The following is a 24,072-nucleotide window of genomic DNA, read 5'->3' as shown; positions in this document are numbered from 1 at the left end:
ACCCGGGCCGCTCAGGGTGTCGACCAGGCCCGCGGCCTTCACGGCGGCGACCAGGGTGGTGTGGTCCTTCGAATTGACCGCGTTCTCGACGATGGTCTTGTTGGCGTACATCGGCGCGCCGCCGACCATCGGGTTCTTGGCATAGGCCGCGCTGCTGGCTCCGAGCCCGAGCGCGAGAGCCAGGGCCAGGGCCTTGACCGTGCGGCCGCCGCTGTTGGTGATGAGCATTGTCTGTCCTTCCGTCCGACCCCGATGAGCGGGCCAGTCCGCGCCCTTACGGGGCTGCCGGGGAAAAAGTTTCGGCAGGCGGTCGGACCGGCGCTGCCCCCCCGGCCGCGCCACCTGTGAACAGGAATCTGCGCGCGACAAACGGCTGCAATTGCCAGGCGCGGATGCGAAGCTAGCTTGGCCGCAGGGGTGCGGGGATTCTGTAAGGAGGCAGCCGCGTTGCTTCAGTCTGGGAATGGGTTGCGGGCGCTGACCGGACGCCGGGTGGCCGTGGTCGGTGCCGGTCCGGGGGGACTCGCCTCCGCCCTGCTGCTGGCGCGCGCCGGGATCCACGTCACGCTGTTCGAGAAGGACGCGCAGGTCGGCGGCCGCACCAAGACCGTGCAGGCGCCGGGCGGCTACCGCTTCGATATCGGCCCGACCTTCTTCCTCTATCCCCAGATCCTCGCCGACATCTTCGCGAGCTGCGGCGAGCGGCTCGAGGACCACATCAAGCTGGAACGCCTCGACCCCCAGTATCACCTGGTGTTCGAGGGCCAGGACGGGATCTCGGGGACGATCCGCGCCACCGGCGACATCGCGCGCATGGAACAGGAGATCGCCCGGCTCGCCCCCGACGACGCCAGGAACGTCACCAAGTTCTTCACCGAGAACCGGACGAAGCTGCACTATTTCAAGCCGATCCTGCAGCAGGCCTTCCACACCCTGCGGAGCATGGCGAGCCCGGCGATGCTGGCCGCCCTCCCCTACCTGCATCCCGGCCGCAGCGTCGACCGCGACCTCAAGCGCTACTTCGCCGACCCGCGGGTGCGCCTCGCCTTCTCGTTCCAGACCAAGTACCTCGGCATGTCGCCGTTCCGGTGCCCGAGCCTGTTCACGATCCTGTCGTTCCTCGAATACGAGCACGGGGTCTACCACCCGGTGGGCGGCTGCGGCGCCGTCTCCGACGCCATGGCGGGCCTGGCCGGGCGCATGGGCGTCGACGTGCGGCTGAATTCCAACGTCGAGCGGGTCCTGTTCGACGGCAAGCGCGCCAGCGGCGTCGTGGCCGACGGCGAGACCTTCAAGGCCGACGCGGTGCTGATCAACGGCGATTTCGCCAAGGTGGTCCGTGCCCTGGTGCCGGAGCGGCACCGCCCCCGCTGGCGTGACGCCAAGATCGAGAAGGCCCGGCTCTCCTGCTCGACCTTCATGCTCTACCTCGGCATCGAGGGAAAAATGCCCGCGAGCCTCGGGCACCACACGATCCTCCTGGCCGAGGGCTACGAACGCAACATCCGGGAGATCACCGAGGGCACGCTGCCGATGCAGCCCTCGCTCTACGTCCAGCATGCCGGCTACACGGATGGCGGCATGGCGCCCCCCGGCCACACCGCCCTCTACGTGCTGGTGCCGGTGCCGAACCTGAAGGCCGGGATCGACTGGCCGGCCCTGCGTGCGACCTACCGCGCCCTGATCCTGGATCGCCTGAAGCTGCTCGGGATCGGCGATATCGAGTCCCGCATCCGCTACGAGCGGATCATCGATCCGACCCAGTGGGAGGAGGATTTCGCCGTCCACGAGGGCGCCACCTTCAACCTCGCCCACGACCTCATGCAGATGCTCTACTTCCGGCCGCACAACCGCTTCGGGCCGGGCCTCTACATCGTCGGCGGCGGCACCCATCCGGGCTCCGGACTCCCGGTGATCTACGAGGGTGCGCGCATCTCGGCCCGGCTGCTGATCGAGGAACTGGCCGGCGCCCGCGCGGTCGCGGCGGCCGGCATCCCCGAGACGGCGCCCCTCGCCGCCTCCGGCAAGGCCTCGTGAGCGGGGTCCCGGGCCGGACACGGGGCCGCGCCCCGGAAGGCTGCGCCGGGATCCTCCTGGCCGTCCTGGCGGCCGCGCCCGGCGCCCTCGCCCTGCCCGCCGCGGCCGCGACCCTGCAGGTCGAGGTCGACGGGATCGAGCCCGGCGGCGGCTACGTGCGCGTCGCCCTGTGCCAGGGCGGTCTCTCGGGGGCGTCATGCGTCCGGGGCGACGAGGCCCCGGCCTCCGACAACCGGGCGCTGTTCACCTTCCAGGGCGTGGCGCCGGGGACCTACGCGGTGGCGGCCTACCAGGACTCCAACGGCGACGGCCGCCTCGACCGCACGGGGCTCGGCCTGCCGCTGGAGCCCTACGGCTTCTCGGGGTCCGTCGGGCGCCGGGGCCGGCCGGACTTCGCGGACGCCGCCTTCACCCTGCGGGAGCCGGGCGCCTCCGTGCGGGTGCGCCTCGGTCGCGCCGTGCCGAGGCGATGAGCGACCCCCTCGTCCGGCTCGCGGGCGTCGGTCTCGACCTCGGCGGACGGCGGGTGCTGGAGCGGGTCGACCTCGACCTCGCCGGCGGCGAGACCCTGGCGCTGCTCGGGCCGAACGGGGCCGGCAAGTCGTCGCTGATGCGCCTCGTGGCGGGCCGCCTCGGTCCGACCGCGGGTTCGGTGCGCGTCGCCGGCGCGGACCCCTACCGGGAGGGCGGCGCGCGTCGCGCCATCGGCTGGGTGCCGCAGGAGATCGCCCTCTACCCCCGGCTCACCGTCTCGGAGAATCTCGGCATCTTCGGTCAGCTCGCCGGCGTGCCCCGGCGTGACCGGACGGCGGCCGTGGAGGCGGCCCTGGCGATGGCCGACATCGCCGACGTGGCGCGTCGACCCGTCGGCCACCTCTCCGGCGGCTACCGGCGCCGGGTCAACATCGCCGCGAGCCTGATGAACCGGCCGCGCCTCGTGCTCCTCGACGAGCCGACGAGCGGCGTCGATCTCGCGGCGCGGACGGCGATCCACCGGGTCCTGGACCGGCTCAAGGCTGCGGGAACGGCGATCCTCATCGCGACTCACGATTTCGCCGAGGCGGAGCGTCTGGCGTCCCGGGTCGCCTTCCTGGCGCAGGGGCGGATCGTGCGCGAGGGGCCGCTCACGGACCTTCTGACGCAGCTGCGCGCGGGCGCGCCGGAGCGCGAGCTGAGCCTCGCGGTGCCGGCGGACAGTGCCGGCGAGGCGGTCCTGCGCCGCGCCGGCTTCGCGCCGGCGGAAGCGGACGGCCTGACCTGGCGCTCGGTGGAGCGGTCCGGTCTCGATGGCGCGGCGCTGCTCGGCGCCCTGCGGGCCCAGGGCGTGCCGGTGGCCGAAGTGCGGGTGCGCGCCCCGCGGCTGGAGGCGCTCTATCTCGACGCGCTCCGGCCCCGGGAGGTCGCGGAATCCGACGCGTCGGCGCCGCGGCGCCTCGGAGGCGTCCGGTGATCGGCGCCGCCTTCCGGGTCATGGCACTGACCCTCCTGCGCGACCGGGCCGCGCTGGTGATGGCCTTCGTTCTGCCGACCGTGATCTTCTCGATCTTCGCGGCGATCTTCTCCGGGGCGACCGGCGACCGGATCCGCATCCATCTGGGGCTCGCCGATCTCGCCCACACGGCGGCGACCGGCCGCCTCTCCGACGCGCTCACGGCCGACCCGTCCCTTCGGGTCACGCGGCTGCCGGCGCGCGACCTTGCGGATGTCGCCCGCGCGGTGCGCTCCGGCGAGGTCGACGTGGCGCTCGCCCTGCGCGGCGACCTGATCGCCGCCCCGGGGGATGCGGCCCCCGGCCCCGCGGACCAGCCGGTGGTGCTGGTGGAGAACCCCGCCAAGGCGCTGGCGACGCCGATCGCGCTGGGCCAGCTCCAGCGCGTGCTGAACGAGGCGCTGCCCGATGTGGTCCTGTCGCGCATCGTCGCGGACGTGGAGCGGACCGGGAAGATCGGCCCCGACGAGCGCCGGTTCCTCGACGAGGCCTTCGCCGAGCAGCGCGCCCGGAAGGAGCCGTTCAGCTTCGCGTCCCTTGTGGAGCGTCAGAGCACCGCCGCGGGCACCGGCAACGCCCGGGTGAGCTACTACGCCGGGGCGATCACGGCCGTTTTCCTGCTGTTCGCCGCCATGCAGGGCGCGATGACCCTGGTGGAGGAGCGCGAGACCGGCCTCAGCGAGCGGTTGATGGCGGGTCCCGGCGGCCTGCCGGTGGTGGTGCTCGGCAAATTCGGTTTCCTGACCGTGCAGGGCCTCGTCCAGGCCGGCCTGATCTTCCTGGCGGCCGGGCTGCTGTACGGGGTCGAGATCGGGCCGCATTGGCCGGCCTTCCTGGCGGCCTGCCTGCTGGTCTCCGCGATGGCCGCCGGCCTGGCGCTCGCCGCCTGCGCACTCGCCGCCTCGCGCCAGCAGGCGCACCTCGCCTCGACCTTCGGGGTGCTGCTGCTCTCGGCGGTGGGCGGCTCGATGGTGCCCCGCTTCCTCATGCCCCCCTGGCTGCAGCAGGCCGGCTGGCTGACCCCCAACGCCTGGGCGATCGAGGCCTATCAGACCGCGCTGGGCGAGGGGTTTGGCGCTTCGGCTCCGGCGCTCGGGGTGCTGGGCGCGCTGACGCTCGCCGGGCTGGGGCTCGCGCTCGTAATGGTGACGCGGCGGACGGCGTGATTCAGCTCGTGGCCGGGGCATCGGACCGCCGCGACGATCCGCACCGGTCCTGCGACCAGCCGTCCGCGGACAAAGCCCTGTCGGTGGGGCAGGGTCCGCGCCCCTCTCTTGCGAGACGTCCATGCTCCGCCTGCTCATCGCCGACGGCAACGACCGCGCGGCCCGGGACCGGCACGTCGCCGCCACGGGCCGAACCTCGGCCGAATCCTACGCCGCGGTGGTGCAGGACCTCGCCGCCGAGGCCACCTGCCGGTTCATCAACCCGGCCGATGCCGACGCGGCCCTGCCGCACGCCCTCGGGGAATTCGACGGGCTGATCTTCACCGGATCGACCCTCAAGGTCTCGGAAGGCACCCCCGAGGTGACCCGGCAGCTCGACCTGATGCGGTCGGCCCTGGAGGCGGGTCTGGCGGTGTTCGGCTCGTGCTGGGGCGTGCAGGTCGCCGCCACCGTGGCCGGCGGCCACGCCGCCGAGAACCCGCGCGGGCCCGAATACGGCTTCGCCCGGTCGATCACCCCGACCCAGGACGGTCGCGGCCACCCGCTCCTCGCCGGCCGGCCGGCGGTGTGGGACGCGCCCGCGATCCACTCCGACGCGGTGCTGGAGCCGCCCCCGGGCGCCCGGGTCCTTGCGGGCAACCGGGTGCTGGGGGTGCAGGCGCTGGAGATCCGCCACGGCGCCGGCTGGTTCTGGGGCACCCAGTACCATCCCGAACTCGACCTCGACGAGCTCGCCGCCATGCTGCGCCTCTGCGACACCGCGATCGTCGAGGCCGGCTTTGCCGAGGATGCCCGGACGGTGGCGGCCTACGCCGACGACGTCGCGGCCTTGCAGGACGGCGCGTCCGAGGCGACGCGGCGCCTCGCCTGGCGCCACGGCATCGGGCCGGAGGTGCTGGTGCCGGAGCTGCGCCGACGGGAAATCGGCAACTTCCTGGGCCATCTGTCCACAGGCGCCGCCTGATCGGCCCCTGCCGCGACCGGGTGGCGCGTTGACCGGGCGGGCCCCGGGTCTAGCTTCGCACCCGCGGGCCGCGTGCTTCAGGGCCCGGGGAGCGATCCATCAGGATGAGCCAGGATTCGACGGTCGCCGTCATCGGCAGCGGGCTCGGCGGACTTGCGGCCGCGTGCGTCGCCGCCGCCCGGGGCCACCGCGTCACGGTCTACGACAAGAACGGCTGGCTCGGCGGCAAGGCGGCGGTCCTGCACGAGGGCGGCTTCCGCTTCGACATGGGCCCGACCATCCTGACCGTGCCGCGGGTGCTGGAGCGGATCTTCGCGGAGGCCGGCCGCTCCGTCCACGACTACATGGACCTGCGCCGCCTCGACCCGCAATGGCGCTGCTTCTTCGACGACGGCTCCCACATCGACCTGATGCAGGACGTCGAGCGGATGGCCGGCGACATGGAGCGCTTCGCTCCCGGCTCCGGCGAGGGCTACAAGAAGTTTTTGTCCATCTCCGAGCACCTGCACGGTGTCTCGGAAAAATTCTTCTTCTGGAAGCCGGTCGAGGACCTGTTCGACACGATCAACATCCGCGCCAACATGAACCCCGGGACGCTGCGGGACGTGCTGTCGCTGCGGATGCACGCCTCCGTGGCCTCGACGATCCGCGGCAAGGTCAAGGACGCGCGGCTCGCGCAGATGCTCGACCACTTCGTGCAATATGTCGGCTCCTCGCCCTACGGCGCGCCGGCGGTGCTCTGCGCCATCGCCCACATGCAGACCGCCGACGGGGTCTGGTATCCGATGGGCGGCACCCGCGCGGTGGCGGAGGGGCTGGCGAAGCTCGCCCAGGAGCTCGGCGCGACCTGCAAGACCGACACCGAGGTCACCGGGATCGAGACCGCGGGCGGCGCCGTCCGGGGCGTGCGCACCTCCGAGGGCGTGACGCCGTTCGACGCCGTGATCTCCAACATGGATTCGGTGCGCACCTACCGGGAACTCGTCGGCGGCGCGGCGGCCAAGGCCTACGCCAAGAAGAACCCCGAGCCGGCCTGCTCGGGCGTGGTGCTCTATCTCGGCCTGAACAGGCGCTACGAGCACCTGAACCACCACGACTTCGTCTTCTCCCGCGACCCCGAGGAGGAGTTCGACTACATCTACAACAGGGGCGAGCCGGCCCCGGACCCGACCGCCTACCTGGCGGCGCCCTCCTCCACCGACCCGAGCGTGGCCCCCGAGGGCGGCGAGGCGCTCTACGTCCTGGTGCACACGCCCTATCTCCGGCCGCACCACGACTGGCGCCCGGACGGGCCGCTGTTCCAGAACTACCGCCGGACGATCCTCGACAAGCTCAAGCGCACGGGCGGCATGCCCGACCTGGAGGAGCGGATCGTGGTCGAGCGGCACCTGACGCCGCAGGACATCCACGAGCGCTACCGGGTGCTGAACGGCGCGATCTACGGGCTCGCGTCGCACGGGCGGGTGATGGGTGCGTTCAAGCCCGGCAACCGCTCGCGGCAGGTGCGCGGACTCTACCTCGCGGGCGGCGCCGCCCATCCCGGACCCGGCATGCCGATGGTGATGATGTCGGGCTGGATCGCCGCCGACGCGCACGATCAGGACGCGCGCGGCACCCTGCGCGCCTCGGCGTGACGGCCACGCGCCCTTCCCCTCCCCCCTTTGCGGGGGAGGGTTGGCCTCGCGTCAGCGAGGGTCGGGAGAGGGGCGGCGCGACGGTGGTGGATATGGCTGCCGTCGCACCCTCTCCGGACACGGCGCTCCCCTCTCCCGACCCGCTTCGCGGGCCACCCTCCCCCGCAGAGGGGGGAGGAAAACGGCGGCGGCCCTCAGCTGCCGCTCCCCTCCCCCCGGTCTCGCCCCCGATCCGGCGCTTCATGGAGGCGTGGTTCGCGCGCTACCTGTGCCGCCACTTCGACGCGCTGCGCCTGCCGCACTGGAGCGTGCCGCCCGCCCAGGACCATCCCGGCCCGCTGGTGATCTACTGCAACCATCCCGCCTGGTGGGATGCCGCGGTGATCATCGTGCTGTCGGGCCGGCTCTACCCGAAGCGGGAGAACCGGGCGCCGTTCGACGCCGCGATGCTCGCGCGCTACCGGGTGTTCGAGCGGATCGGCGCCTTCGGGGTCGACCTCGACACGCCGCGGGGTGGCGCCCAATTCCTCGCTGCCGCCCGGGAGATCCTGACGGGGGCGGGCCGCGTGATGTGGATCACCGCGCAGGGCCGCTTCGTCGACGCCCGCGTCCGGCCCCTCGGCCTGCGTCCGGGGGTGGCGCGTCTCGCCGAGATCGCCCCCGACGCGCTGTTCGTTCCTTTGGCCCTCGAATACGCGTTCTGGGACGAGCGCGGCGCCGAGGCGTTTGCGGCATTCGGGCCCGGGACCCCCGGCGCCGAGCTGGCGGCCCTGCCGCGGGCGGCGCGGCTCGCGCGGCTCGAGGCCGACCTGACCGCGACGCTGGACCGCCTGAGCGCCGACGTCATCAGCCGGGAGCCGGAGCGCTTCCGGGCCCTGGTCGCGGGACGCAAGGGCGTCGGCGGCGTGTACGACCTCTGGCGGCGCCTCGCCTCCCGGCTGGCCGGCCGCCGCTTCGACCCGGCCCACCACGCCCGCGACGAGCAGGATCGCGCCGCCCGATGACGCCCCGTCCCTCGCACGCCCGCCCGCTGCCTGTGTCGGCCGCCGCATCGCCGCGGCGCGGCGGATGACCGACGCGGTGCTCACGGCCCTGGCCCTCCTGTGCCTGCTCGCCGCCCTCCTCCCGGCCGTGCTGGCGGCGGTGAACCTGTTCGCCCTACGCCGTCCGGCCCCGGAGGCGGATCCCGGCCTGGTCTCGATCCTGATCCCGGCGCGCAACGAGGCGGCCAACATCGCCGGCACCGTGCGGGCCGCGCTGGCCAGCAGCGCCGTGCCCGTGGAGGTGATCGTCGGCGACGACCATTCCACGGACGAGACCGCCGCGATCGTGCGCGGCCTCGGCGACCCGCGGCTGCGCGTCGTGCCGGTGCCGCCGCTCCCGGAGGGCTGGACCGGCAAGAACCACGCCTGCGCCCACATCGCCGGGCTCGCGCGCGGCCGCCACCTCCTGTTCATCGACGCGGATGTCCGTCTGGAGCCGGAGGCCGCCGCGGCGCTGGCCGCCCGGGCGCGACGGGGCGGCGCGGCCCTGGTCAGCGGCGTGCCCCGGCAGCGCACCGAGACGCTGGGTGAGCTGCTGACCGTGCCGATGATCGATTTCCTGCTGGTCGGCTACCTGCCGGTGCCGCTGATGCGCCGCCGATCAGACCCGTCCCTCGGCGCGGCCTGCGGCCAGATGATCCTGATCGAGCGCGCGGCCTACGAGGCGATCGGCGGCCACGCGGCGATCCGCGCCTTCCTGCACGACGGCGTGCGGCTGCCCCGGATCCTGCGCGCGGCCGGCCATCGCACCGACCTGGTGGCGGGCGCGGCCCTGGCGACCTGCCGGATGTACCGGGGCTTCTCGGAAGCCTGGGCCGGGTTCTCCAAGAACGCCCACGAGGGCATGGCCACGCCGCGCGCCCTGCCGGTCTGGACCCTGCTCCTGGGCTGCGGCCAGCTGGCGCCGCCGCTGCTGGTCCTGGTCGGCCTGCTCGGCCTGGTGCCGCCCGCGGCCCTGATCCTGGCGGCGGTCGCGACCGCGCTCTCGCTCGCGACCCGGGCGGCGATCACCCTGGCGGTCCGGGCGCCGCTGGCGACGATCCCGCTCCACCCGGCCACGGTCCTGGTCGCCCTGGCGATCCAGTGGAACGTGCTGCTGCGCCGGGAGCGTGCCGGCGCGGCAACCTGGAAGGGCCGCAGCTACCCGTTGGGCGGCGCCTGAGCCGAACCGTAGAGACCGGAGCGGGCGGTACCGGGCCTGCATGAGATCCGTCAGGCGGCCCCGTCGATCACCGCCGGGCGGGCTGGCACGGGTCGGTGGAACGAGCCTTTCCCGTGCCCCGCTTCAGCGAGACGATGAGCTGCACGTTCGGCACGTCCCCGACCTGGCGGGTGAGGTGCCCGACATGGCCCTCCGGTCCCTGCGGCGTGGACCCCGTGTCGGCGTTGAATTCCACCTCGCCCGGGCCCTGCTCCAGCACGGCCCCGTCCGTCGCCTCCACCGACCAGCGGCCCGACAGGGTGATCACCCATTGCGGGCCCGGCGCCGTGTGCCACGTGCCGACATAGCCGACCGGCAGAACCGCGTATTTGATCGACGCCACTTCACCCGGCGGGAAGCCGACGTATTGCGGTGCCGCCGGCGGCGCGTAGCTCTTGAAGATGAAGTTCTTCAGGTCGCAATACTGGACGTGGCTGCGGCCCTCCCGGTCGGCATAGAGGACGCCGTACCGCAGCGCCGGCGGGTCGGCGCTGGCGAGACCAGCCGGACCGGAGGGCGCCGGCTCGATGGTCATCAGCGGCTCGCTCGCCTTGCCGCCGGCCGCCAGGACATCCCCGACACCCGCGCTGCACGCCAGCAGGGCCGCTACCGCGCGGACTGCATCCCGGAATTGCCTCATCACGTCAACGTCCCCACGATCAGGGTGCGGCAAGAGTACCGGGCTGGGTCTAATCTATTTTCCGCATACGTCCAAGTATTATTCTGCATATATCCCTCAATACGACTACAATAACTTGAGAAATGATCATTTTTATTTGGCGCTTTGGAATACTATTCGCAACAAAACCCTTCTCCCGGTACCGAAGAGAAGCCGATCTTCGACCGACCGACCCGTGACCCGCTCCGGCTGCCGACAGAATCTGTCCACAGGCATCGGCTTCTTGTGCGGCCGGCCAGACAGGACCGGTCGGCCCGGTGAGCACGGGCCACCGCGGGGATCCAGCGTCGGGTTGCGGAGCGCCGGATCCTGACCGGAGCGGTGACGAACCGGACATCCGCCGAACGTGTCGGCGGTGCCTGCTCGGTGCGGGCGTGAATCTGGAGGCCGGCCCAGCGGATCAGTCCGTCCGAGGTTCCGGCCCGGCTGCGCCGGCGGGCTGCGTCTCGGCGACGATCCAAGCCGCCGTGTCGGCATCGGCGCCGGCGACCTGCAGGTGCAGGATGATCGGCGTCTCGTAGGGATGGCGCGCCTTCAGGGCGGTCGCCAGGGCGTCGGCGAGGCCCTCACGGCTCTTCAGGATCGCCGCGACCTCCTCGCCCCGTTCCACGGCGCCCTTCCAGCTGTAGACCGACTGCATCCCCGGCAGCACGTTGATGCAGGCGATCAGCCGCGCGCGGACCAGGGCCTCGCCGATGTTCAGGGCCGAGGCGAGGTCGGGAAAGGTGGTGTAGACGAGGAGCGGACGCTCCATGCTATGCCTCCGGATGCGCAGGTGTCCCGGCAGTGAGGCGCAGGCCGGGCCTCGACGTCAACCGGGCGGTTCGCTCGTCAGCACTGGAGCCGTGACGTGACCTCCGACGCGACCTCGACGCGCCCGCTTGGCATTGCCTGAGCCATGCCGACATCCAAGAAGATCGCCTTCGTGGCGAGCCCGACCGGCCATGCCCGCGAGGCCGCCGCCGCCCTGATGCGGCGCTACGACCACGTCCCGCCCGAGGACGCGGACGTGGTCGTCGCCCTCGGCGGCGACGGGTTGATGCTTCAGGTGCTGCACCGGTTCATGGACGACCCGAAGCCGATCTACGGGATGAACCGCGGCACGGTCGGCTTCCTGATGAACGAGTTCCGGGACGACGACCTCTTGGAGCACGTGGAGGCCGCCCAGCGCAGCGTCATCCACCCCCTGCTGATGGACGTGCTCGATACCGAAGGGCGTTCCCACAGGTCGCGGGCGATCAACGAGGTCTATCTGCTGCGCCAGACGCACCAGACCGCCAAGCTCAAGATCGCCGTGGACGGGAACGTGCGGCTGGACCTGCTGATCGCCGACGGCGTCCTGGTCGCGACCGCGGCCGGCTCGACGGCCTACAACCTCTCGGTGGGAGGACCCATCCTGCCGCTGGACGCGAAGTTGCTGGCCCTCACGCCGATCTCAGCCTTCCGGCCCCGGCGCTGGCGCGGCGCGCTGCTGCCGGACTATGCCCGGATCCGGATCGACGTGCTCGACGCGCCCCACCGTCCCGTGGCCGCCGTAGCCGACCACACCGAGTTCCGCCGGGTCTGCACGGTGGAGACCTGCCTCGACCGCGCCACCGAGCTCGTGCTGCTCCACGATCCCGGCCACAGCCTCGACGAGCGCATCCTGCGCGAGCAGTTCGGATGATGGCCGGGTTCGGGTGCCGCCCGGCTGGCGCGCGATCTGCAGCGGCCGGTCACCGCGTTGCCGCGTCCCGGGTCGGTCCGGCGCCGTCGAAGACGGCCCGGATCTCGCGGGCGGTGTTCGGGCGTTCGGAATGGACGATGTGACCCGCGTCTCCGCAGAAACCGAGATCGAGATCGGCCAAGAACCGCCGCGACAGGCGATCCGGTCCGGCTGATATCGGGATCGCGGCGTCCCCGGCAGACCTGTGTCGGCGCGGTGACCGTTGGAAGCGCCGGTGCTGGCGCTTCGAACATCGCACGATGCACCGGTCTCTCGGAGATGACCGGTCGAAGCCTCCGTCAGGACCGTCGTCGAGAGGACCGGATCATCCGACATTCAGGGATGCTTCGCCTTCGACGCTCCGGTCATCTTAAGGCGTCTCAGGCCTGATTTGCGGCGACCAGTTCGCTCTCGCGGATCGCGCGCTCGCCGCCCTGCGTGCGGATCCGGTAGGACAGCTCGCCGGTCTGGTCCGCCGGCATCAGCCGCAGGACCTCGAACACCTCGCCGTCGCCCTTGTCGCCGGGAAGGCCCAACCGGGGCCGGCAGACGCGCTGGCCGATCTTGAACTTGTGCGACATGCCGGACTCCTGGGACGGGATGGCGGTGCGGCCGGAGCCTCAGCGCCGCTTCTGGGCCTTCGCCTTGCGGGCGAGATAGCGCGCGTCGCGCTGGGCCTTCTGCTCCTCCTGGAGAGCCTTGGCGCGCTCCTGGGCGGCCAGCTGCTCGGCGTGCTTGCGCTCGATTTCGGCGAGGCGGTCGGCCTCGGCCTGCGCGGCGGCGCGCTCGATCTCGGCCTGGCGCTGGGCGGCACGCTGGGCCTCGCGGGCCTCGCGGGCATCGACCACCGCACGGCGGGCGGATTGACGGGCAAGGACGGCCGGATCGTCGGCCGTCGGGCGCGCCCGGAACCGGGCCAGCATCTCGGACCGCGCCTTGGCGGCCGCCTCAAGGCGATCAACGACGCCCTGCTTGTTCGGAAAGCTCACAGACACTCCTGGATCGGGCGCGGCGAAGGCCGCCGCCCATAGAGGGATTGCAGACACGAAGAAGCCGCTCCCGACGGAGCGGCTTCGGGAAAAACCCTTCGACCGGCGATCAGGCCGTCTGGAGCTGGCCGGCGGACTGCTTGCCGCTGCGGCGGTCGGTCTCCAGCTCGTAGGTGACCTTCTGGCCCTCGTTCAGGCTGCGGAGACCGGCGCGCTCGACGGCCGAGATGTGGACGAACACGTCCTTCCCGCCGTCATCCGGCTGGATGAAGCCGTAGCCCTTGGTCTCGTTGAACCACTTGACGGTTCCGGTGCTCATGGAAGTCCTTGATCTTCGCAGGCGTAGTGAGAGAGCGCACCTGCTCCGCGGAGGAGGCGCCGGTATCGACCGCTAGCGATAGGAAAGTCAGAACCGCCCTGCGAAGGCGTAACGGTCCAAGAAATCCGGACACGTGCCGATGCCGATGAAATAGCCCGATCCCGGTTTTTTGGCAAGCGCAGGGCAATACTGCCTTCGGCAACTGGCCCTTGGCACGAAAATTCCTTGGCGGATTATCGCGCGCGACGGTAACGGACGTGTTGCGGAGCGGGATCTAGGGCGCGCGCGTTCCGAACTCTGTGGCCGCAACCTGTGCTGCCAGAAGGCCGCGGGACGCGGGCCGACCCGTTCAGGCCGAAACCACCCGGAGCACGCCCTCGCCCCGCCGATGCCCCACCACCGTCACGGCGACCTCGCGGGCGCGACCGGCGGCGGTGAGGGCGACCGCGAGTGCCGCCCCGAACGGCGCCGCCACCTCGAGCCCGTGCCCGACCACGTCGCCGAGGGCGCGGACCGGCGTGCCGGGGGCGAGCCGCGCCAGGGTGTCCTGCTCCTCCGCGGTGATCTGCGGGACGCCCGTGGCGGCGGACAGGACCCGGTCGGGGGCCGCGATCCCCGCCTGCCGCCAGAGGCCGTCCAGACTGCCGGCGACGCTGCCGGGCGCCCGCCGGGTGCGGTCGCTGGCCACGCCCTCCAGCCGGGCGAGCGCGCGGGCGCCGCGGGCCGCGGCGTGCTCCTCGGATTCGAGCATCAGGAAGGCGGCGCAGCTGCCCAGGATGAAGCCGCCCGTCGCCCCGCGCCGGAAGACCGGTCGGTAGGCGTCGCGGGCCAGGAAGCCGCCCATCTCGTGGATCACCAGCACGTCCGGGCGCTCGGCGCTGTAGGAGCCCCCCACCAGGATCGCGTCGATCTGGCCCGACGCGACCCGCGCCCGGGCGATCCGCAGGGCGTCGATGCCGGCGGATTCCTCGCCCATGAAGGTCCGCGAGGCGGCCGTGACCCCGTGCACGATGGCGATGTTGCCGGCGAGCAGGTTCGAGAGCTGGGCGAGGAACAGCGTCGGGCGCAGGTCGTTCTGGAGCCGCTCGTTCAGGTAGGCGCCGGGGTCGGCGGCGTCGCGCAGCCCCGTCAGGATCGCCCCGTCGACCGCGTAATCGCGCTCGCCGCCGCCCGCCGCCACCACGAGGTGCAGCGCCTGCCTGAAGGCCGCATCCGCCTTCACCCCCGCGGCGTCGAGGGCGAGGCCGGCGGCGTAGACGCCGAGGCGCTGCCACGCCTCCATCTGGCGCTGGTCGCTGCGCTTGGGGATCTGGCCGTCCCAGACGATCGGCGGCGCGGGATGCACCGGATAGGGCGCGAACGTGTCGGTATCGGTGCGGGGTGCGGCGGCGCCGTCGAGGGCCGACAGGTGGGCCTCGACGCCCTCGCCCGCGCAGGAGACGAGGCCGAGGCCGGTGACGACGACCGCGCGGCTCACGGCCGGCCCGCGGGCTGCGCCGGATCCGGGACCAGGCCGATGGCCCGCGCCCGCGCCCGCATCGGCGCGTCGAGTCCGTCCGGGAACGGCATCGTGCGGAAGCGCAGCTCCGCGTCGCAGAGGGCCTTGCCGTCGTGGCGGATCGCCGCCCGGGTCACCGCGTAGCCCGATCCGTCGTGCTCCAGGCTCGCCGTGACCACGAGCTCGGCCCCCGGCCCGACGAACGCGCGGAAGCGCGCCTTGTCGACGCCCGTGAGGAACGGCATCCGGGCGAAGTCGAGATGGGCGAGCACGAGGTAGCCGGAGGCCTGCGCCATGGTCTCGGTCAGGAGCACCCCGGGCACGAGGGGATGGCCGGGGAAGTGTCCCTCGAAGACAGGGCTCTCCAGCGGCACCCGGGCGAGCGCCTCGATCCGCCCGGCCGTCCGGTCGAGATGCCGCACGGAATCGATCATCTCGAAGTATTCGAGGCGCATGACGGAACCGGCCGGCCTTCTGGCGTCAGACCTTGGCGGCCTTCTCGGCCACGAGGCCGTCGATGCGCGCACACAGGTTCTTGAGGACGAAATACGCTTCCGCCGGGACCTTGCCCTCGTTGACCTCCTGGGTCCACCGCTCCAGCGGCAGCTTGATCCCGAACGCCTTGTCGACCGCGAAGGCGATGTCGAGGAAGGCGAGGCTGTCGATGCCGAGGTCGTCGATGGCGTGGCTCTCGGGCGTGATCTTGTCCCGCGGGATGTCGGCGGTCTCGGCTATGATGTCGGCCACGCGCTCGAAGGTGGCGCTGCCGTGGGCGGGCTCGTCGGACATGTCTACTCGCGGGCTGTTCGAATTCCGGGTCGGACGTGCGGATGCCCCCTCGGCGCCGGGCGGCCCGGCGCCCCCCCGCGGCCACCTCACGCGTCCACGGGCCCTCACGCGCGGCCCCGTCGAATGGCGGCGACCTCTACACGAGGGGGTCAGAGGCGGCAACCGCCGCGGTTCCCCGGCGTTTCAGCGCGTGTCAACAGGCGCGCCGCACCGTGTGCGGATGCGCGATCCCCGATTTGCCGGCCCTCGCTTCGGGGCGGGACCGACCGCGCCTTCCCAGGAGTTCAGACGGATGCCACCGATCACCAAACCCGTCGCCCCGCCGGCGCGGCTCGAGTCGACCCCCGTGGAGCGCCCGAGCCCCCCCGGCGAGCGCGGCCGCTCGCAGGGCGCGGCCCGCGTCCTGCTGGTGCTCACGCTCGCCGCCCTGGGCCTCTGGATCCTGCACGGGTTCCTGCCCGCCCTCGCCTGGGCGCTTGTGCTCGCCATCGCCCTGTGGCCGCTCTACGCCCGCCTGGAGCGCCGCTTCCCGCCGGGCCGGCACAACATCCTGCTGCCCACGGTGATGACCGCCGCCGTGGCGCTGGTCTTCCTGGCGCCGCTCGCCATCCTGGGGATCCAGGCCGCCCGGGAGGCGCACGACGTGGCCGAGTTCGTGCGCAATGCGGAGGCGAACGGCATCCCGGCGCCCGAATTCCTCCAGCACCTGCCCTATGGCGCCGCGCAGGCGACCGCGTGGTGGAACGACAATTTGGGCCACGCCCAGGCGGGCTCGGAGCTGCTTCACCGGTTCGAGAACAACTCGGTGATCGGGGCCTCGCGCAACGTCGGGCGCGAGGTGGTTCACCGGATCGTGCTGTTCGGGTTCAGCCTTGTGGCGCTGTTCTTCCTGTTCCGCGACTGGCGCACCGTGCGGGACCAGTCGCTCACCGCCTGCCACCGGCTGTTCGGGCCCCGCGGCGAGCGCGTCGCCCGGCAGATGGTGGCCTCCGTGCACGGCACCGTCGACGGCCTCGTGCTGGTGGGCATCGGCGAGGGCTTCCTCCTGGGGATCGTCTATTACTTCGCCGGCGTGCCCCACCCGGTCCTGCTCGGCGCCTTCACCGCGGTGGCGGCGATGATCCCGTTCGGCGCCGCCGTCGCCATCGCCATCGCGGCGGCGCTCCTGCTGGCGACGGGCTCGGCGACGGCGGCCGCGGTGGTGGCGGCGGCGGGCCTCGTGGTCACCTTCGTGGCCGACCACTTCATCCGGCCGGCGCTGATCGGCGGCACCACGAAGCTGCCCTTCCTGTGGGTGCTGCTCGGGATCCTCGGGGGCGTCGAGACCTTCGGATTGCTCGGCCTGTTCGTCGGGCCGGCGGTCATGGCCGCCCTGGTCCTGCTGTGGCGGGACTTCACCGAGGGCCACGACGAGGCGGCCTGAGCCGCCCGGCGCCCTATTCGGCCGCGCCCGCCCCGGCGGCGGACTCGACCCGGCGCCGGTCTTGGCGCCAGTCGGCCGGCTTCTCGAAGGTGCCGGCCCAGAGGCCGCGGCGGGTCGCCCAGGCGTGGCCCTCCTGGCGGAGATAGGCCGCAGTCCCGTGGCGGCTGGCCAGGGCCAGGCCCGCGCCGGCCATCCAGGCCGACAGGTCCTCGCCGTGGACGTGGCAGATTCCGGTGACGCGGCCGGCGACGGGGCTCTCCCGCCGCTCGCAGGTGACGAGGCCGGCGCCGATCCGCGCGCGCAGGGCCTGCGCGGCCTCGCGGCCGCACCGGTATTCCAGCCCCTTGGCGGTCTCGCAGCTCTGCCCGGTGTCGGGGGCGTCGATGCCGTAGAGATGGATGCGGGTGCCCTGAACCTCGACCGTGTCACCGTCGATCACGGTCGCCGGGCCGCTGATCGTCCCGGCCGCGGCCGCGGGGCCGCAGAGGAGCAACAGGGCGAGCATCGGTCTGATCATCGGGGAGCTGTCCACGCGCAGGCGGTCGGTCGAGCGGAAGGTTTGGCGGAGCCGCGACGCTGGGCCCGTACCGTGGCGATTTTGCCGGACGGTGGGACAGGCGCGGGTCGCAGGACGCGGACGCTATCGCGTCGGGCTTGCGAAAGCGTTCCGCGCCGCGCCGGGGCCCCGGTGATCGTCGGTCGGGATCATCCGCGCGTCGGGGCCGAGCCGCCCCGGAATGATGACGGCGTCCGCGCATCGTGCGCGACGCGCAGCCAGGGCGCCGCCGCCGCGACCGAGCGGTCGGCGTCTCAGACCCGGTACTTGCCGTTGCGCTTGACCAGGACGCGGGTCCCCACCGGGACGCGCTCGAAGAGGTCGGCGATGTCCTCGTTGAGCATCCGGACGCAGCCCGACGACAATTGCTCGCCGATGCTCCAGGGCTCGTTGGTGCCGTGGATCCGGAACAGGATGTCCCGATTGCCCTGGTAGAGGTAGAGCGCGCGGGCGCCGAGCGGGTTGTCGAGGCCGCCCTTGCGGGTCCGCGGGAGGTCGGGATTGAGCGAGACCATCGTGGTGGTCGGGCTCCAGTCGGGCCAGACGCCCTTGCGGCCGACACGCGCCTCGCCCTTCCAGGAGAACCCGGCCTTGCCGACGCCGACGCCGTACTGCATCGCGGTCCCATCCGCCTGCACCAGGACGAGCTGACGCTTGTCGATGTCGACCACGATCGTGCCGGGCTGCTCGGGGCCGTTGTAGGTCACCTGCTGGCGGCGGTACTTGGGATCGAGCCGCTGAGTATCGACCAGCGGGATGTCGAAGGGCTTGTCGGCCTTGGACCCGATGTACCAAGCCGAATCGTCATCCTGCGCGAGCTGTCCGGGGCGGGTCTGGCAGGCCGCCAGGGGCGCGATCGCCACGACGGCGAGAAGGATCCGCGAGGGACGGATCCGGCGCACGCGGTTCCAGGCCGAGGTGAGTGTTGCGATCATAGGTCCTGTTCGGGCGGAATGCGGTTCTCGGCCTCATGCCTACCGTCTTGCGTCCCGCGACGATGTAGCTTTTCCGCCGCATCGCACAGCAGGCGCCGGCTGCCGCGGTCACGGTTGCGCCCTATTTCACCCGTGAGGCGGACCTTCGGTACGGTCTTGCGCGGAGGTGATCGATGCCCGAGACCGAGACACTGCCCGTCGAGGCCCTGATTGCGCCGACCGCCAGCCTGAGCCCGGCGATCCACCTCGACCATTGCGTCATCCACGTCAGCGACTGGGCGCGGTCCAACGCCTTCTACCGCGACGTCGTCGGGGCCGAGGTGATCGCGCGCGGCCCGGGCTTCGCCTATCGGTTCGGCGGCGTTCAGCTGAACTGCCACGGTCCGGGCGTCGAGGCCACGCCGGTGGCGCGGGAGCCGGTGATGCCCGGCAACAGCGACCTGTGCTTCCGCTGGTCGGGGGCGATCGAGGACGCGGTCGCGCATCTCGAAGCGTCAGGCGTCCCGGTGGAACTCGGCCCCGTCGAGCGGCACGGTGCCGCGGGCGCCGGCATCAGCGTCTATTTCCGGGATCCGGACGGGTCGCTCCTAGAGTTCATCACCTACCCGCCGGGTTGATCCGGCTCAGCCGCGGCTTTCGGCCAGGGCCTGGTTGGTCTGTTCCAGGCGCAGCGCCAGCACCCGCATGAGGGCGATGCTGATCTGTGGAAACTGAGCCAGCAATTCGAGGAACACGCCGCGGTCGATGCGCAGGGCGGTCACCGCCGACTCCGCCGTCACGGTGGCGGATCTGGGCTGCTCAGCCAGGATGCCCATCTCCCCCACCAGGGCATCCTGGCCGAGCACCGCCAGCCGCACCGGGCCGGCGGGACCGTCGATGCTGACCTCCGCGGTGCCCTGGAGGATCACGTAGGCCGCATCCGCGACATCGCCTCGGGCGAAGAATCGCTGCCCGGGCTCGAAATGCACCCGCTCGCTGGTGAAGGCCAGGAGCTTCAGGCGCGCCGGCTCCACTTCGCGGAACAGCGGCACCTGCTTCAGGGAGGAAACCTCGGTGTCGAGGGTCATACGGGGGCTCCGCGACGGGTCTCACGCCCAGGACGGCGGGGCCGGACGGGCCCGCGTATCCATGCGGTTCGTCAAGCACTTGTCCAGTCCCGCGCCCGACACCGGCCGCGCCCGGTCGCGCCGGGGCCTCGCAGCGGGGCTGGTTCTGAGCCTGAGCCTGAGCCTGTGCGCCGCGCCGGCCTGCGCACGCCTCGCCCAGGCCGACCTCGCCCGGGTCGCCGTGGCCCCGCCGCCCGGAGCCCGGGCGCCCCTCGACCTCGCGGTCACGGACGCGCGCACCGGGCAGGCCACGACGCTCGGGCAGGCACTGAACGGATTGCCGACGCTGCTGCTTCCGGTGGATTACACCTGCGGCAACGTCTGCGACCCGATGGTGTCGATGTCCGCCGATGCCCTGGCGGCCACCGGGCTCGCCCGGACCGACTACGCCTTCGTGCTTTTGGGGATCGACCCGCGCGACGATGCCGCGTCCGCGCGCCGCATGCTCGCCGATACGCTCGGGACCCGCGCAGGGGCGGTCGACCCCCGGGCGCTCGTCGCCGGCCAGTCGGCGCTCGGCCGGCTCACCGCCGCCCTGGGCTACACGGCGATCTACGATGCCGGTACCGACAGCTTCGCCCATCCGGCCGCCGCCCTGCTGCTCGCCGGCGACGGGCGGGTCGCCCGGGTGCTCTCCCCCCTGGCGCTCACCGGGCGCGATCTCCGCCTGGCCCTCACCGAGGCGGGTGAAGGCCGGATCGGCGGCCTGTCGGACCGCCTCGCCCTCCTCTGCTACGGTTACGACGCCGCCCGCGGCGTCTACACCCCGCTCGTCCGGCGCATCCTCACGGTGGCCGGGATCGCCACGATCCTGGCCATCGGTCTGCTCATCCTCGGGCTCAGCCGACGGGTGCCGGCGGGGGCCGGCTGAGCCGGCCCGGGCTCAGCGCTTCGTCGACAGACCCTGCGCGCCGGGCGCGGGCGCCTCGCGCTTGAGGCTGGCGTTCAGGTGGGGCGAATCCACCGGCTCCTCCCGGGTCGTCGGCCGGGGGGCATCCTCCGGCGCCGGCATCAGCGGCAGGGGCGGCGTGTTCGGCGTCACCGCCGGCGCCGCGCCGCCGGTATCCTTGACCATGTTGCGGTTCGTCATGCCGTGGAAATCCTTCTCCATCCGGCGCCGCGGGCGACGGCGCTCCGGTCCGCCTCGGGCCGGTCCGCCGCACCCGCGGTCCAGGCCCGGGATCCGACGCGCGCAGCAACCGAGGTGGTTCCATGACCAACGCCGCGCAGAAGACCGAGGTTGCCGCCAAGCTGAGCTATAAGAAGCTTGACCAGGTCTCGGGACAGGAACCTTGGTTATTGCTGAAGGTTGTTGCGGGGTGAAGCGAAGCCTGAGGAGGAACTGATGGCATCCGGAAACTCGACCTCGAAGCGGGGCTTTGCCTCGATGGACTTGGAGCGGCAGCGCGAGATCGCCAGCAAGGGCGGCCGCAGCGTGCCCGCCGAGAAGCGGTCGTTCTCCCAGGACCGCGAACTTGCCTCGACCGCAGGCCGCAAGGGCGGCCAGTCCACGGGCACCGGCCGCGCCGAGTGAGGCAGGACGTTCGTCGTAATGCGTAGCGGCGCCGCGTCCTCCCGGACCGGCGCCGCCCTTGTTTCCGGCAGCCGCCGCCTGCGACACGCGCATCGAACGCGTGGTGCGGCCAATGATTATCCGGTGCCCTGGTCGGCCGCGTGATGGGAGACAGTGGTCTTCGCAGCGAGCCGGGGCATGACGAAAGGCCCCGCCGACGCAGCGGGACCTTTTGTCATGCCAGCGGGGGTCGCTCCCGGATCAGGAAATGCAGCGGCCCGGGGTCATCCGCCGCGCTTCCGGACCGACCAGGGAGCTGAGGGCGGTCTCGCAGCCTTCGCGGACCATGCGTCGCACGGGCGCCTTCAGAACCGGTCGGATGCCCAACTCCTGTGCCTCGCCGGCCACCGGTGTGACGCCGCCCTCGCTCTTCTGAACGCCGGCGATCCGGGTCGGGCTGATGGCCAGCGAGACCGGCCGCATGCCCGGCAACGGCGCATAGACGACCTGAGCCGTCGGGACCGGCGCCGTCCAGCGGTCCGCCGTGTCGCGCACGACCGGCTGCACCAGGACAGTGAGAAGAGCGGCGGGAGCACTCACGCCCAGAATGAAACCAGACCGCAGCATAACCCCGACCTCGTCGCGTGAGCTTGACAGGATGTTGTTATAACGCGGCCTGCAATCACAGGTTCCTAGACTATCGCGCGTCGCCCGCCCCTCAGTATTCGGCCGTGCTCCGGGCGTTGGTGCGGCGGCGCACCCGCGTCATCCACAACCGTCCTCTGTGCCTTCGCGGCCACATTCGTCGAAAAAGCGATTTTCTGGAACCGCACGGGCCGGCGGCCGTTTCTCCAGCACCCGGCCACCTGGTCCTCCCCGCATTCCCCTTGTGCATCGGCCGGAACCTCTTCGACGGGCTGGAGCTTTCTCCGGCCCGTTTTTTTGCGCGCCGCGCCCGGCACGCGGGCAACAAAAAAACCCCGGCTCGCGCCGGGGCTTTTTTTTCACGTTCAGGATCGGTGGGGGCAGCCGGCCTACGCCGTCTTGGCCTCGCGGCGCCGGGCCGTCTGCTGGAAGAACAGCGCCTGGCTGATCACCGCGGACACATTGGCGGGCTGGAACGGCTTGGCGATGAGGAAGGCCGGCTCGGGCCGCTCGCCGGTGAGGAAGCGCTCCGGGTAGGCGGTGATGAAGATCACCGGGACCTCGAAGGTCTTGAGCAGGTCGTTGACGGCGTCGAGGCCGGAAGAGCCATCGGCGAGCTGGATATCGGCCAGGATCAGCCCCGGGCGCTTGCCCTCGCCGGCGATCTTGATCGCCTCGGTGCGGGTGCGGGCCACACCGATGACGTTGTGGCCGAGCCCTTCGACCAGCGCCTCGAGATCCATGGCGATCAGAGGCTCGTCCTCGATGATCAGGATCTCGGTGGCCATGTCGGCGGCGAGTTCACGGCCGGCCTCGTCCACGAGGTCGCGGACCTCGGAAACGTCGACACCCAGGATGATCGCCGCATCCTCCTCGGAGAAGCCTTCGAGGCACGAGAGCAGGAAGGCCTGCCGCGGCAGCGGGGTGATCTGCCCGAGGCGGACTTCCGCCGGAAGATCGTGCTGGACCTGCTCGCTGCGTCCGTTGACCGAGAGCGAGTTCCAGATCCGCGTGAAAACCCGGAACAGGTCGGCCTTGATGTTGGTGCTCCGGCCCAGCGTGTCCGGCTCGTTGACCAGGGTCTCCAGGGTGGCGGCGACGTACGCGTCACCCGCCACTTGGCTCCCCGTAAGCGCGCGCGCGTAGCGGCGCAGGTACGGCAGGTGCTGTACCACGAGTTGCGATGTCGACATTCGATCCCCTGTGCCTCGCCGTGCTGCCCGACCGCGTCACTCCGATCTCAGACCGAAGTCGTGCCGGGGCCGGCTTATATCCTGCGCAGCCTACCGCCCAACGCGGAGGCCCGCACTCCGTTCCACCCCCCGGCGGAACCGATCCCGGCGGGCAGGCGTTGCCGCCGCAGCCATGGCGTATGTCGAGCCGCAGCACAATGCGGCCCAGCCGACATCGGCAATAAGGGGCGTGTCGATGGTGGATCAGGGGAAGGAGGCGGGCCGCCGTGCGCGGTATCCGCATCCGGGAGTCGCTTCGCGTCGCACATCGGACGCGAATGACAGCGCCGGCGCCGAACCCCAGAAGCCGACAGCCAGCCCTCCCTCCCGGACGGGCCTCAGCGATCAGACCCGCAACCGCATCGCCGCGCAGTTGCGGACGATGTACGACACGATCACGCAGCAGCCGGTCCCCGACCGCTTCGCCGACCTGATCGCGAAGCTCGACAGCGCCGACCGCAAGTAGATTCGATCCGGCGCGTCGCGACCCGCGGAGGCGAATGCCGACCTGATCGTGTGCCGCAGTGCCTTCGACCTGACGCGCGTGAGCATCGACGGTCCGATCGGAGTTCGGGCGCGTCTCCGCAGATCGGGATGACGGAACGCCGCCTCACCGCCGGCACGATGGCCCCGGAGCGGACTAACGCGCCGGGTCGCTGCCGGCGACGGAGGCCGCCTCCGGGCATCGTCCCCGCTCCATAAGAAAAGCCGCCGCGTGCCGCGGCGGCTCGTTGCAGCGTCACGCCAGCCCGAGCACAGGGCTGGCGCGTATCGATACGCGTCAGAGCGTCGGCGAACGGCCGCGCATCAGGCCGACGACGGCCGAGATCGCGAACAGGACGATCGCCACGAAGAACACCAGCTTGGCGGCTTCCATCGCCGTACCGGCGATACCACCGAAACCAAGCAGAGCGGCCACGAGGGCAACGACAAGGAAAGTTACGGCCCAACCGAGCATTGTACGTATCCTTCGACTGTATCAACGCGGGCGGGCCGCGTCGTTCTGACCACGAAAACGCCAAGGTTTCGCTCCGGTTCCGCCCACTTGACAAAGTCCTGTGTGTGGAGGCGGCCGCCAGATCCGGCCGCGGCAATCGGGGACGGAACGGGACGCACACGCTAGCGTTCGAAGATAGGCCTTCTGGTTCG

At 71.8% G+C, this 24,072-nt stretch carries 29 protein-coding genes and 1 pseudogene; 14 read left to right on the top strand and 16 right to left on the bottom strand.

Annotated elements, in window-relative coordinates; translation table 11 throughout:
• A pseudogene (locus MKL01_RS19795) lies at positions 1–228 on the bottom strand (fasciclin domain-containing protein); the annotation flags it as partial.
• Positions 229–447: 219 nt separating this feature from the next.
• Here MKL01_RS19795 and crtI point away from each other — a divergent pair.
• The 8 genes from crtI (at position 448) to MKL01_RS19755 (ending at position 9,495) form a co-directional block, all read left to right on the top strand.
• The gene (crtI, locus tag MKL01_RS19790) at positions 448–2,037 is read left to right on the top strand and encodes a phytoene desaturase family protein (protein ID WP_243906908.1); all 1,590 of its coding nucleotides are present in this window, start codon (positions 448–450) and stop codon (positions 2,035–2,037) included.
• Positions 2,034–2,510, top strand: a complete 477-nt coding sequence (locus MKL01_RS19785) for a DUF2141 domain-containing protein (RefSeq protein WP_409566289.1) — start codon at positions 2,034–2,036, stop codon at positions 2,508–2,510. The genes crtI and MKL01_RS19785 overlap by 4 nt, the downstream gene beginning before the upstream one ends.
• Positions 2,507–3,487, top strand: a complete 981-nt coding sequence (locus MKL01_RS19780; RefSeq protein WP_243906907.1) for an ABC transporter ATP-binding protein — start codon at positions 2,507–2,509, stop codon at positions 3,485–3,487. The genes MKL01_RS19785 and MKL01_RS19780 overlap by 4 nt, the downstream gene beginning before the upstream one ends.
• Complete coding sequence (locus tag MKL01_RS19775) at positions 3,484–4,692, top strand: ABC transporter permease (protein WP_243906906.1); 1,209 nt, start codon at positions 3,484–3,486, stop codon at positions 4,690–4,692. The genes MKL01_RS19780 and MKL01_RS19775 overlap by 4 nt, the downstream gene beginning before the upstream one ends.
• 121 nt (positions 4,693–4,813) lie before the next feature.
• Positions 4,814–5,656 carry a glutamine amidotransferase-related protein gene (locus MKL01_RS19770; protein WP_243906905.1) on the top strand — a complete coding sequence of 281 codons (843 nt, stop codon included), beginning with the start codon at positions 4,814–4,816 and terminating at the stop codon, positions 5,654–5,656.
• A gap of 104 nt (positions 5,657–5,760) precedes the next feature.
• A complete protein-coding gene (locus tag MKL01_RS19765; protein WP_243906904.1) occupies positions 5,761–7,290 on the top strand; it encodes a phytoene desaturase family protein in 1,530 nt (509 codons plus the stop codon).
• A gap of 242 nt (positions 7,291–7,532) precedes the next feature.
• A complete protein-coding gene (locus MKL01_RS19760) occupies positions 7,533–8,294 on the top strand; it encodes a lysophospholipid acyltransferase family protein (protein ID WP_243906903.1) in 762 nt (253 codons plus the stop codon).
• A gap of 64 nt (positions 8,295–8,358) precedes the next feature.
• Positions 8,359–9,495: a glycosyltransferase gene (locus tag MKL01_RS19755; RefSeq protein WP_243906902.1), complete on the top strand. Its 1,137-nt coding sequence runs from the start codon at positions 8,359–8,361 to the stop codon at positions 9,493–9,495.
• A gap of 67 nt (positions 9,496–9,562) precedes the next feature.
• On the opposite strand, the gene MKL01_RS19750 is transcribed toward MKL01_RS19755, so the two are convergent.
• Together MKL01_RS19750 and cutA are read right to left on the bottom strand one after the other, a co-directional pair.
• Positions 9,563–10,174 carry a hypothetical protein gene (locus MKL01_RS19750; protein ID WP_243906911.1) on the bottom strand — a complete coding sequence of 204 codons (612 nt, stop codon included), beginning with the start codon at positions 10,172–10,174 and terminating at the stop codon, positions 9,563–9,565.
• Positions 10,175–10,613: 439 nt separating this feature from the next.
• Positions 10,614–10,967 (bottom strand): divalent-cation tolerance protein CutA, encoded by a 354-nt coding sequence (gene cutA / locus MKL01_RS19745; RefSeq protein ID WP_243906901.1) that lies wholly within the window; start codon positions 10,965–10,967, stop codon positions 10,614–10,616.
• Between the two features lie 144 nt (positions 10,968–11,111).
• Between cutA and MKL01_RS19740 the strand changes: the two genes are divergently transcribed.
• On the top strand, positions 11,112–11,879 hold the full coding sequence (locus tag MKL01_RS19740; protein WP_243906900.1) for an NAD kinase: 768 nt from the start codon (positions 11,112–11,114) through the stop codon (positions 11,877–11,879).
• Between the two features lie 419 nt (positions 11,880–12,298).
• On the opposite strand, the gene MKL01_RS19735 is transcribed toward MKL01_RS19740, so the two are convergent.
• The 6 genes from MKL01_RS19735 to MKL01_RS19710 all read right to left on the bottom strand — a co-directional run bounded on the left by MKL01_RS19735 (position 12,299) and on the right by MKL01_RS19710 (position 15,513).
• Positions 12,299–12,499 (bottom strand): hypothetical protein, encoded by a 201-nt coding sequence (locus tag MKL01_RS19735; RefSeq protein WP_243906899.1) that lies wholly within the window; start codon positions 12,497–12,499, stop codon positions 12,299–12,301.
• A gap of 39 nt (positions 12,500–12,538) precedes the next feature.
• Positions 12,539–12,907, bottom strand: a complete 369-nt coding sequence (locus tag MKL01_RS19730) for a DUF6481 family protein (RefSeq protein ID WP_243906898.1) — start codon at positions 12,905–12,907, stop codon at positions 12,539–12,541.
• A gap of 109 nt (positions 12,908–13,016) precedes the next feature.
• Complete coding sequence (locus MKL01_RS19725; protein WP_243906897.1) at positions 13,017–13,226, bottom strand: cold-shock protein; 210 nt, start codon at positions 13,224–13,226, stop codon at positions 13,017–13,019.
• 349 nt (positions 13,227–13,575) lie between these two features.
• Positions 13,576–14,703 (bottom strand): beta-ketoacyl-ACP synthase, encoded by a 1,128-nt coding sequence (locus MKL01_RS19720; protein WP_243906896.1) that lies wholly within the window; start codon positions 14,701–14,703, stop codon positions 13,576–13,578.
• Positions 14,700–15,179, bottom strand: a complete 480-nt coding sequence (locus MKL01_RS19715) for a 3-hydroxyacyl-ACP dehydratase FabZ family protein (RefSeq protein ID WP_243906895.1) — start codon at positions 15,177–15,179, stop codon at positions 14,700–14,702. Before MKL01_RS19715 ends, MKL01_RS19720 begins: the two co-directional genes overlap by 4 nt.
• A 25-nt stretch (positions 15,180–15,204) precedes the next feature.
• Positions 15,205–15,513 (bottom strand): acyl carrier protein, encoded by a 309-nt coding sequence (locus MKL01_RS19710; RefSeq protein WP_243906894.1) that lies wholly within the window; start codon positions 15,511–15,513, stop codon positions 15,205–15,207.
• A gap of 292 nt (positions 15,514–15,805) precedes the next feature.
• On the opposite strand from MKL01_RS19710, the gene MKL01_RS19705 reads away from it, so the two are divergent.
• Positions 15,806–16,936, top strand: coding sequence for an AI-2E family transporter (locus MKL01_RS19705; protein WP_243906893.1), 1,131 nt, complete (start codon positions 15,806–15,808; stop codon positions 16,934–16,936).
• A gap of 13 nt (positions 16,937–16,949) precedes the next feature.
• Here the strand turns inward: MKL01_RS19705 and MKL01_RS19700 are convergent, their stop codons facing one another.
• Both MKL01_RS19700 and MKL01_RS19695 read right to left on the bottom strand, forming a co-directional pair.
• Complete coding sequence (locus MKL01_RS19700; protein ID WP_243906892.1) at positions 16,950–17,453, bottom strand: thermonuclease family protein; 504 nt, start codon at positions 17,451–17,453, stop codon at positions 16,950–16,952.
• Positions 17,454–17,746: 293 nt separating this feature from the next.
• Positions 17,747–18,427 (bottom strand): L,D-transpeptidase, encoded by a 681-nt coding sequence (locus MKL01_RS19695; protein WP_243906891.1) that lies wholly within the window; start codon positions 18,425–18,427, stop codon positions 17,747–17,749.
• A 173-nt stretch (positions 18,428–18,600) separates the two neighbouring features.
• Here MKL01_RS19695 and MKL01_RS19690 point away from each other — a divergent pair, with 173 nt between their 5' ends.
• Complete coding sequence (locus MKL01_RS19690) at positions 18,601–19,044, top strand: VOC family protein (protein WP_243906890.1); 444 nt, start codon at positions 18,601–18,603, stop codon at positions 19,042–19,044.
• A gap of 6 nt (positions 19,045–19,050) precedes the next feature.
• On the opposite strand, the gene MKL01_RS19685 is transcribed toward MKL01_RS19690, so the two are convergent.
• A complete protein-coding gene (locus MKL01_RS19685) occupies positions 19,051–19,494 on the bottom strand; it encodes a cyclic nucleotide-binding domain-containing protein (protein ID WP_243906889.1) in 444 nt (147 codons plus the stop codon).
• Positions 19,495–19,555: 61 nt separating this feature from the next.
• Between MKL01_RS19685 and MKL01_RS19680 the strand changes: the two genes are divergently transcribed.
• Positions 19,556–20,404: an electron transporter gene (locus MKL01_RS19680; protein WP_243906888.1), complete on the top strand. Its 849-nt coding sequence runs from the start codon at positions 19,556–19,558 to the stop codon at positions 20,402–20,404.
• Between the two features lie 12 nt (positions 20,405–20,416).
• Here MKL01_RS19680 and MKL01_RS19675 read toward each other — a convergent pair whose 3' ends face one another.
• Positions 20,417–20,623 carry a hypothetical protein gene (locus MKL01_RS19675; RefSeq protein ID WP_243906887.1) on the bottom strand — a complete coding sequence of 69 codons (207 nt, stop codon included), beginning with the start codon at positions 20,621–20,623 and terminating at the stop codon, positions 20,417–20,419.
• A 255-nt stretch (positions 20,624–20,878) separates the two neighbouring features.
• Here MKL01_RS19675 and MKL01_RS19670 point away from each other — a divergent pair, with 255 nt between their 5' ends.
• Positions 20,879–21,067, top strand: coding sequence for a general stress protein (locus MKL01_RS19670; protein ID WP_243906886.1), 189 nt, complete (start codon positions 20,879–20,881; stop codon positions 21,065–21,067).
• A 240-nt stretch (positions 21,068–21,307) separates the two neighbouring features.
• Here MKL01_RS19670 and MKL01_RS19665 read toward each other — a convergent pair whose 3' ends face one another.
• Both MKL01_RS19665 and MKL01_RS19660 read right to left on the bottom strand, forming a co-directional pair.
• Complete coding sequence (locus MKL01_RS19665; protein ID WP_243906885.1) at positions 21,308–21,673, bottom strand: hypothetical protein; 366 nt, start codon at positions 21,671–21,673, stop codon at positions 21,308–21,310.
• 407 nt (positions 21,674–22,080) lie between these two features.
• Positions 22,081–22,884 carry a response regulator gene (locus MKL01_RS19660; protein ID WP_043349459.1) on the bottom strand — a complete coding sequence of 268 codons (804 nt, stop codon included), beginning with the start codon at positions 22,882–22,884 and terminating at the stop codon, positions 22,081–22,083.
• 172 nt (positions 22,885–23,056) lie between these two features.
• On the opposite strand from MKL01_RS19660, the gene MKL01_RS19655 reads away from it, so the two are divergent.
• A complete protein-coding gene (locus MKL01_RS19655) occupies positions 23,057–23,389 on the top strand; it encodes a NepR family anti-sigma factor (protein ID WP_313901477.1) in 333 nt (110 codons plus the stop codon).
• 315 nt (positions 23,390–23,704) lie between these two features.
• Here MKL01_RS19655 and MKL01_RS19650 read toward each other — a convergent pair whose 3' ends face one another.
• A complete protein-coding gene (locus MKL01_RS19650; protein ID WP_007568853.1) occupies positions 23,705–23,881 on the bottom strand; it encodes a DUF1328 domain-containing protein in 177 nt (58 codons plus the stop codon).
• Between the last annotated feature and the right edge of the window lie 191 nt (positions 23,882–24,072).

Origin of the sequence: Methylobacterium sp. J-070 (assembly GCF_022829385.1) — a bacterium.
Lineage (GTDB): Bacteria > Pseudomonadota > Alphaproteobacteria > Rhizobiales > Beijerinckiaceae > Methylobacterium.
This window is presented reverse-complemented; position numbering and strand designations above follow the sequence as displayed.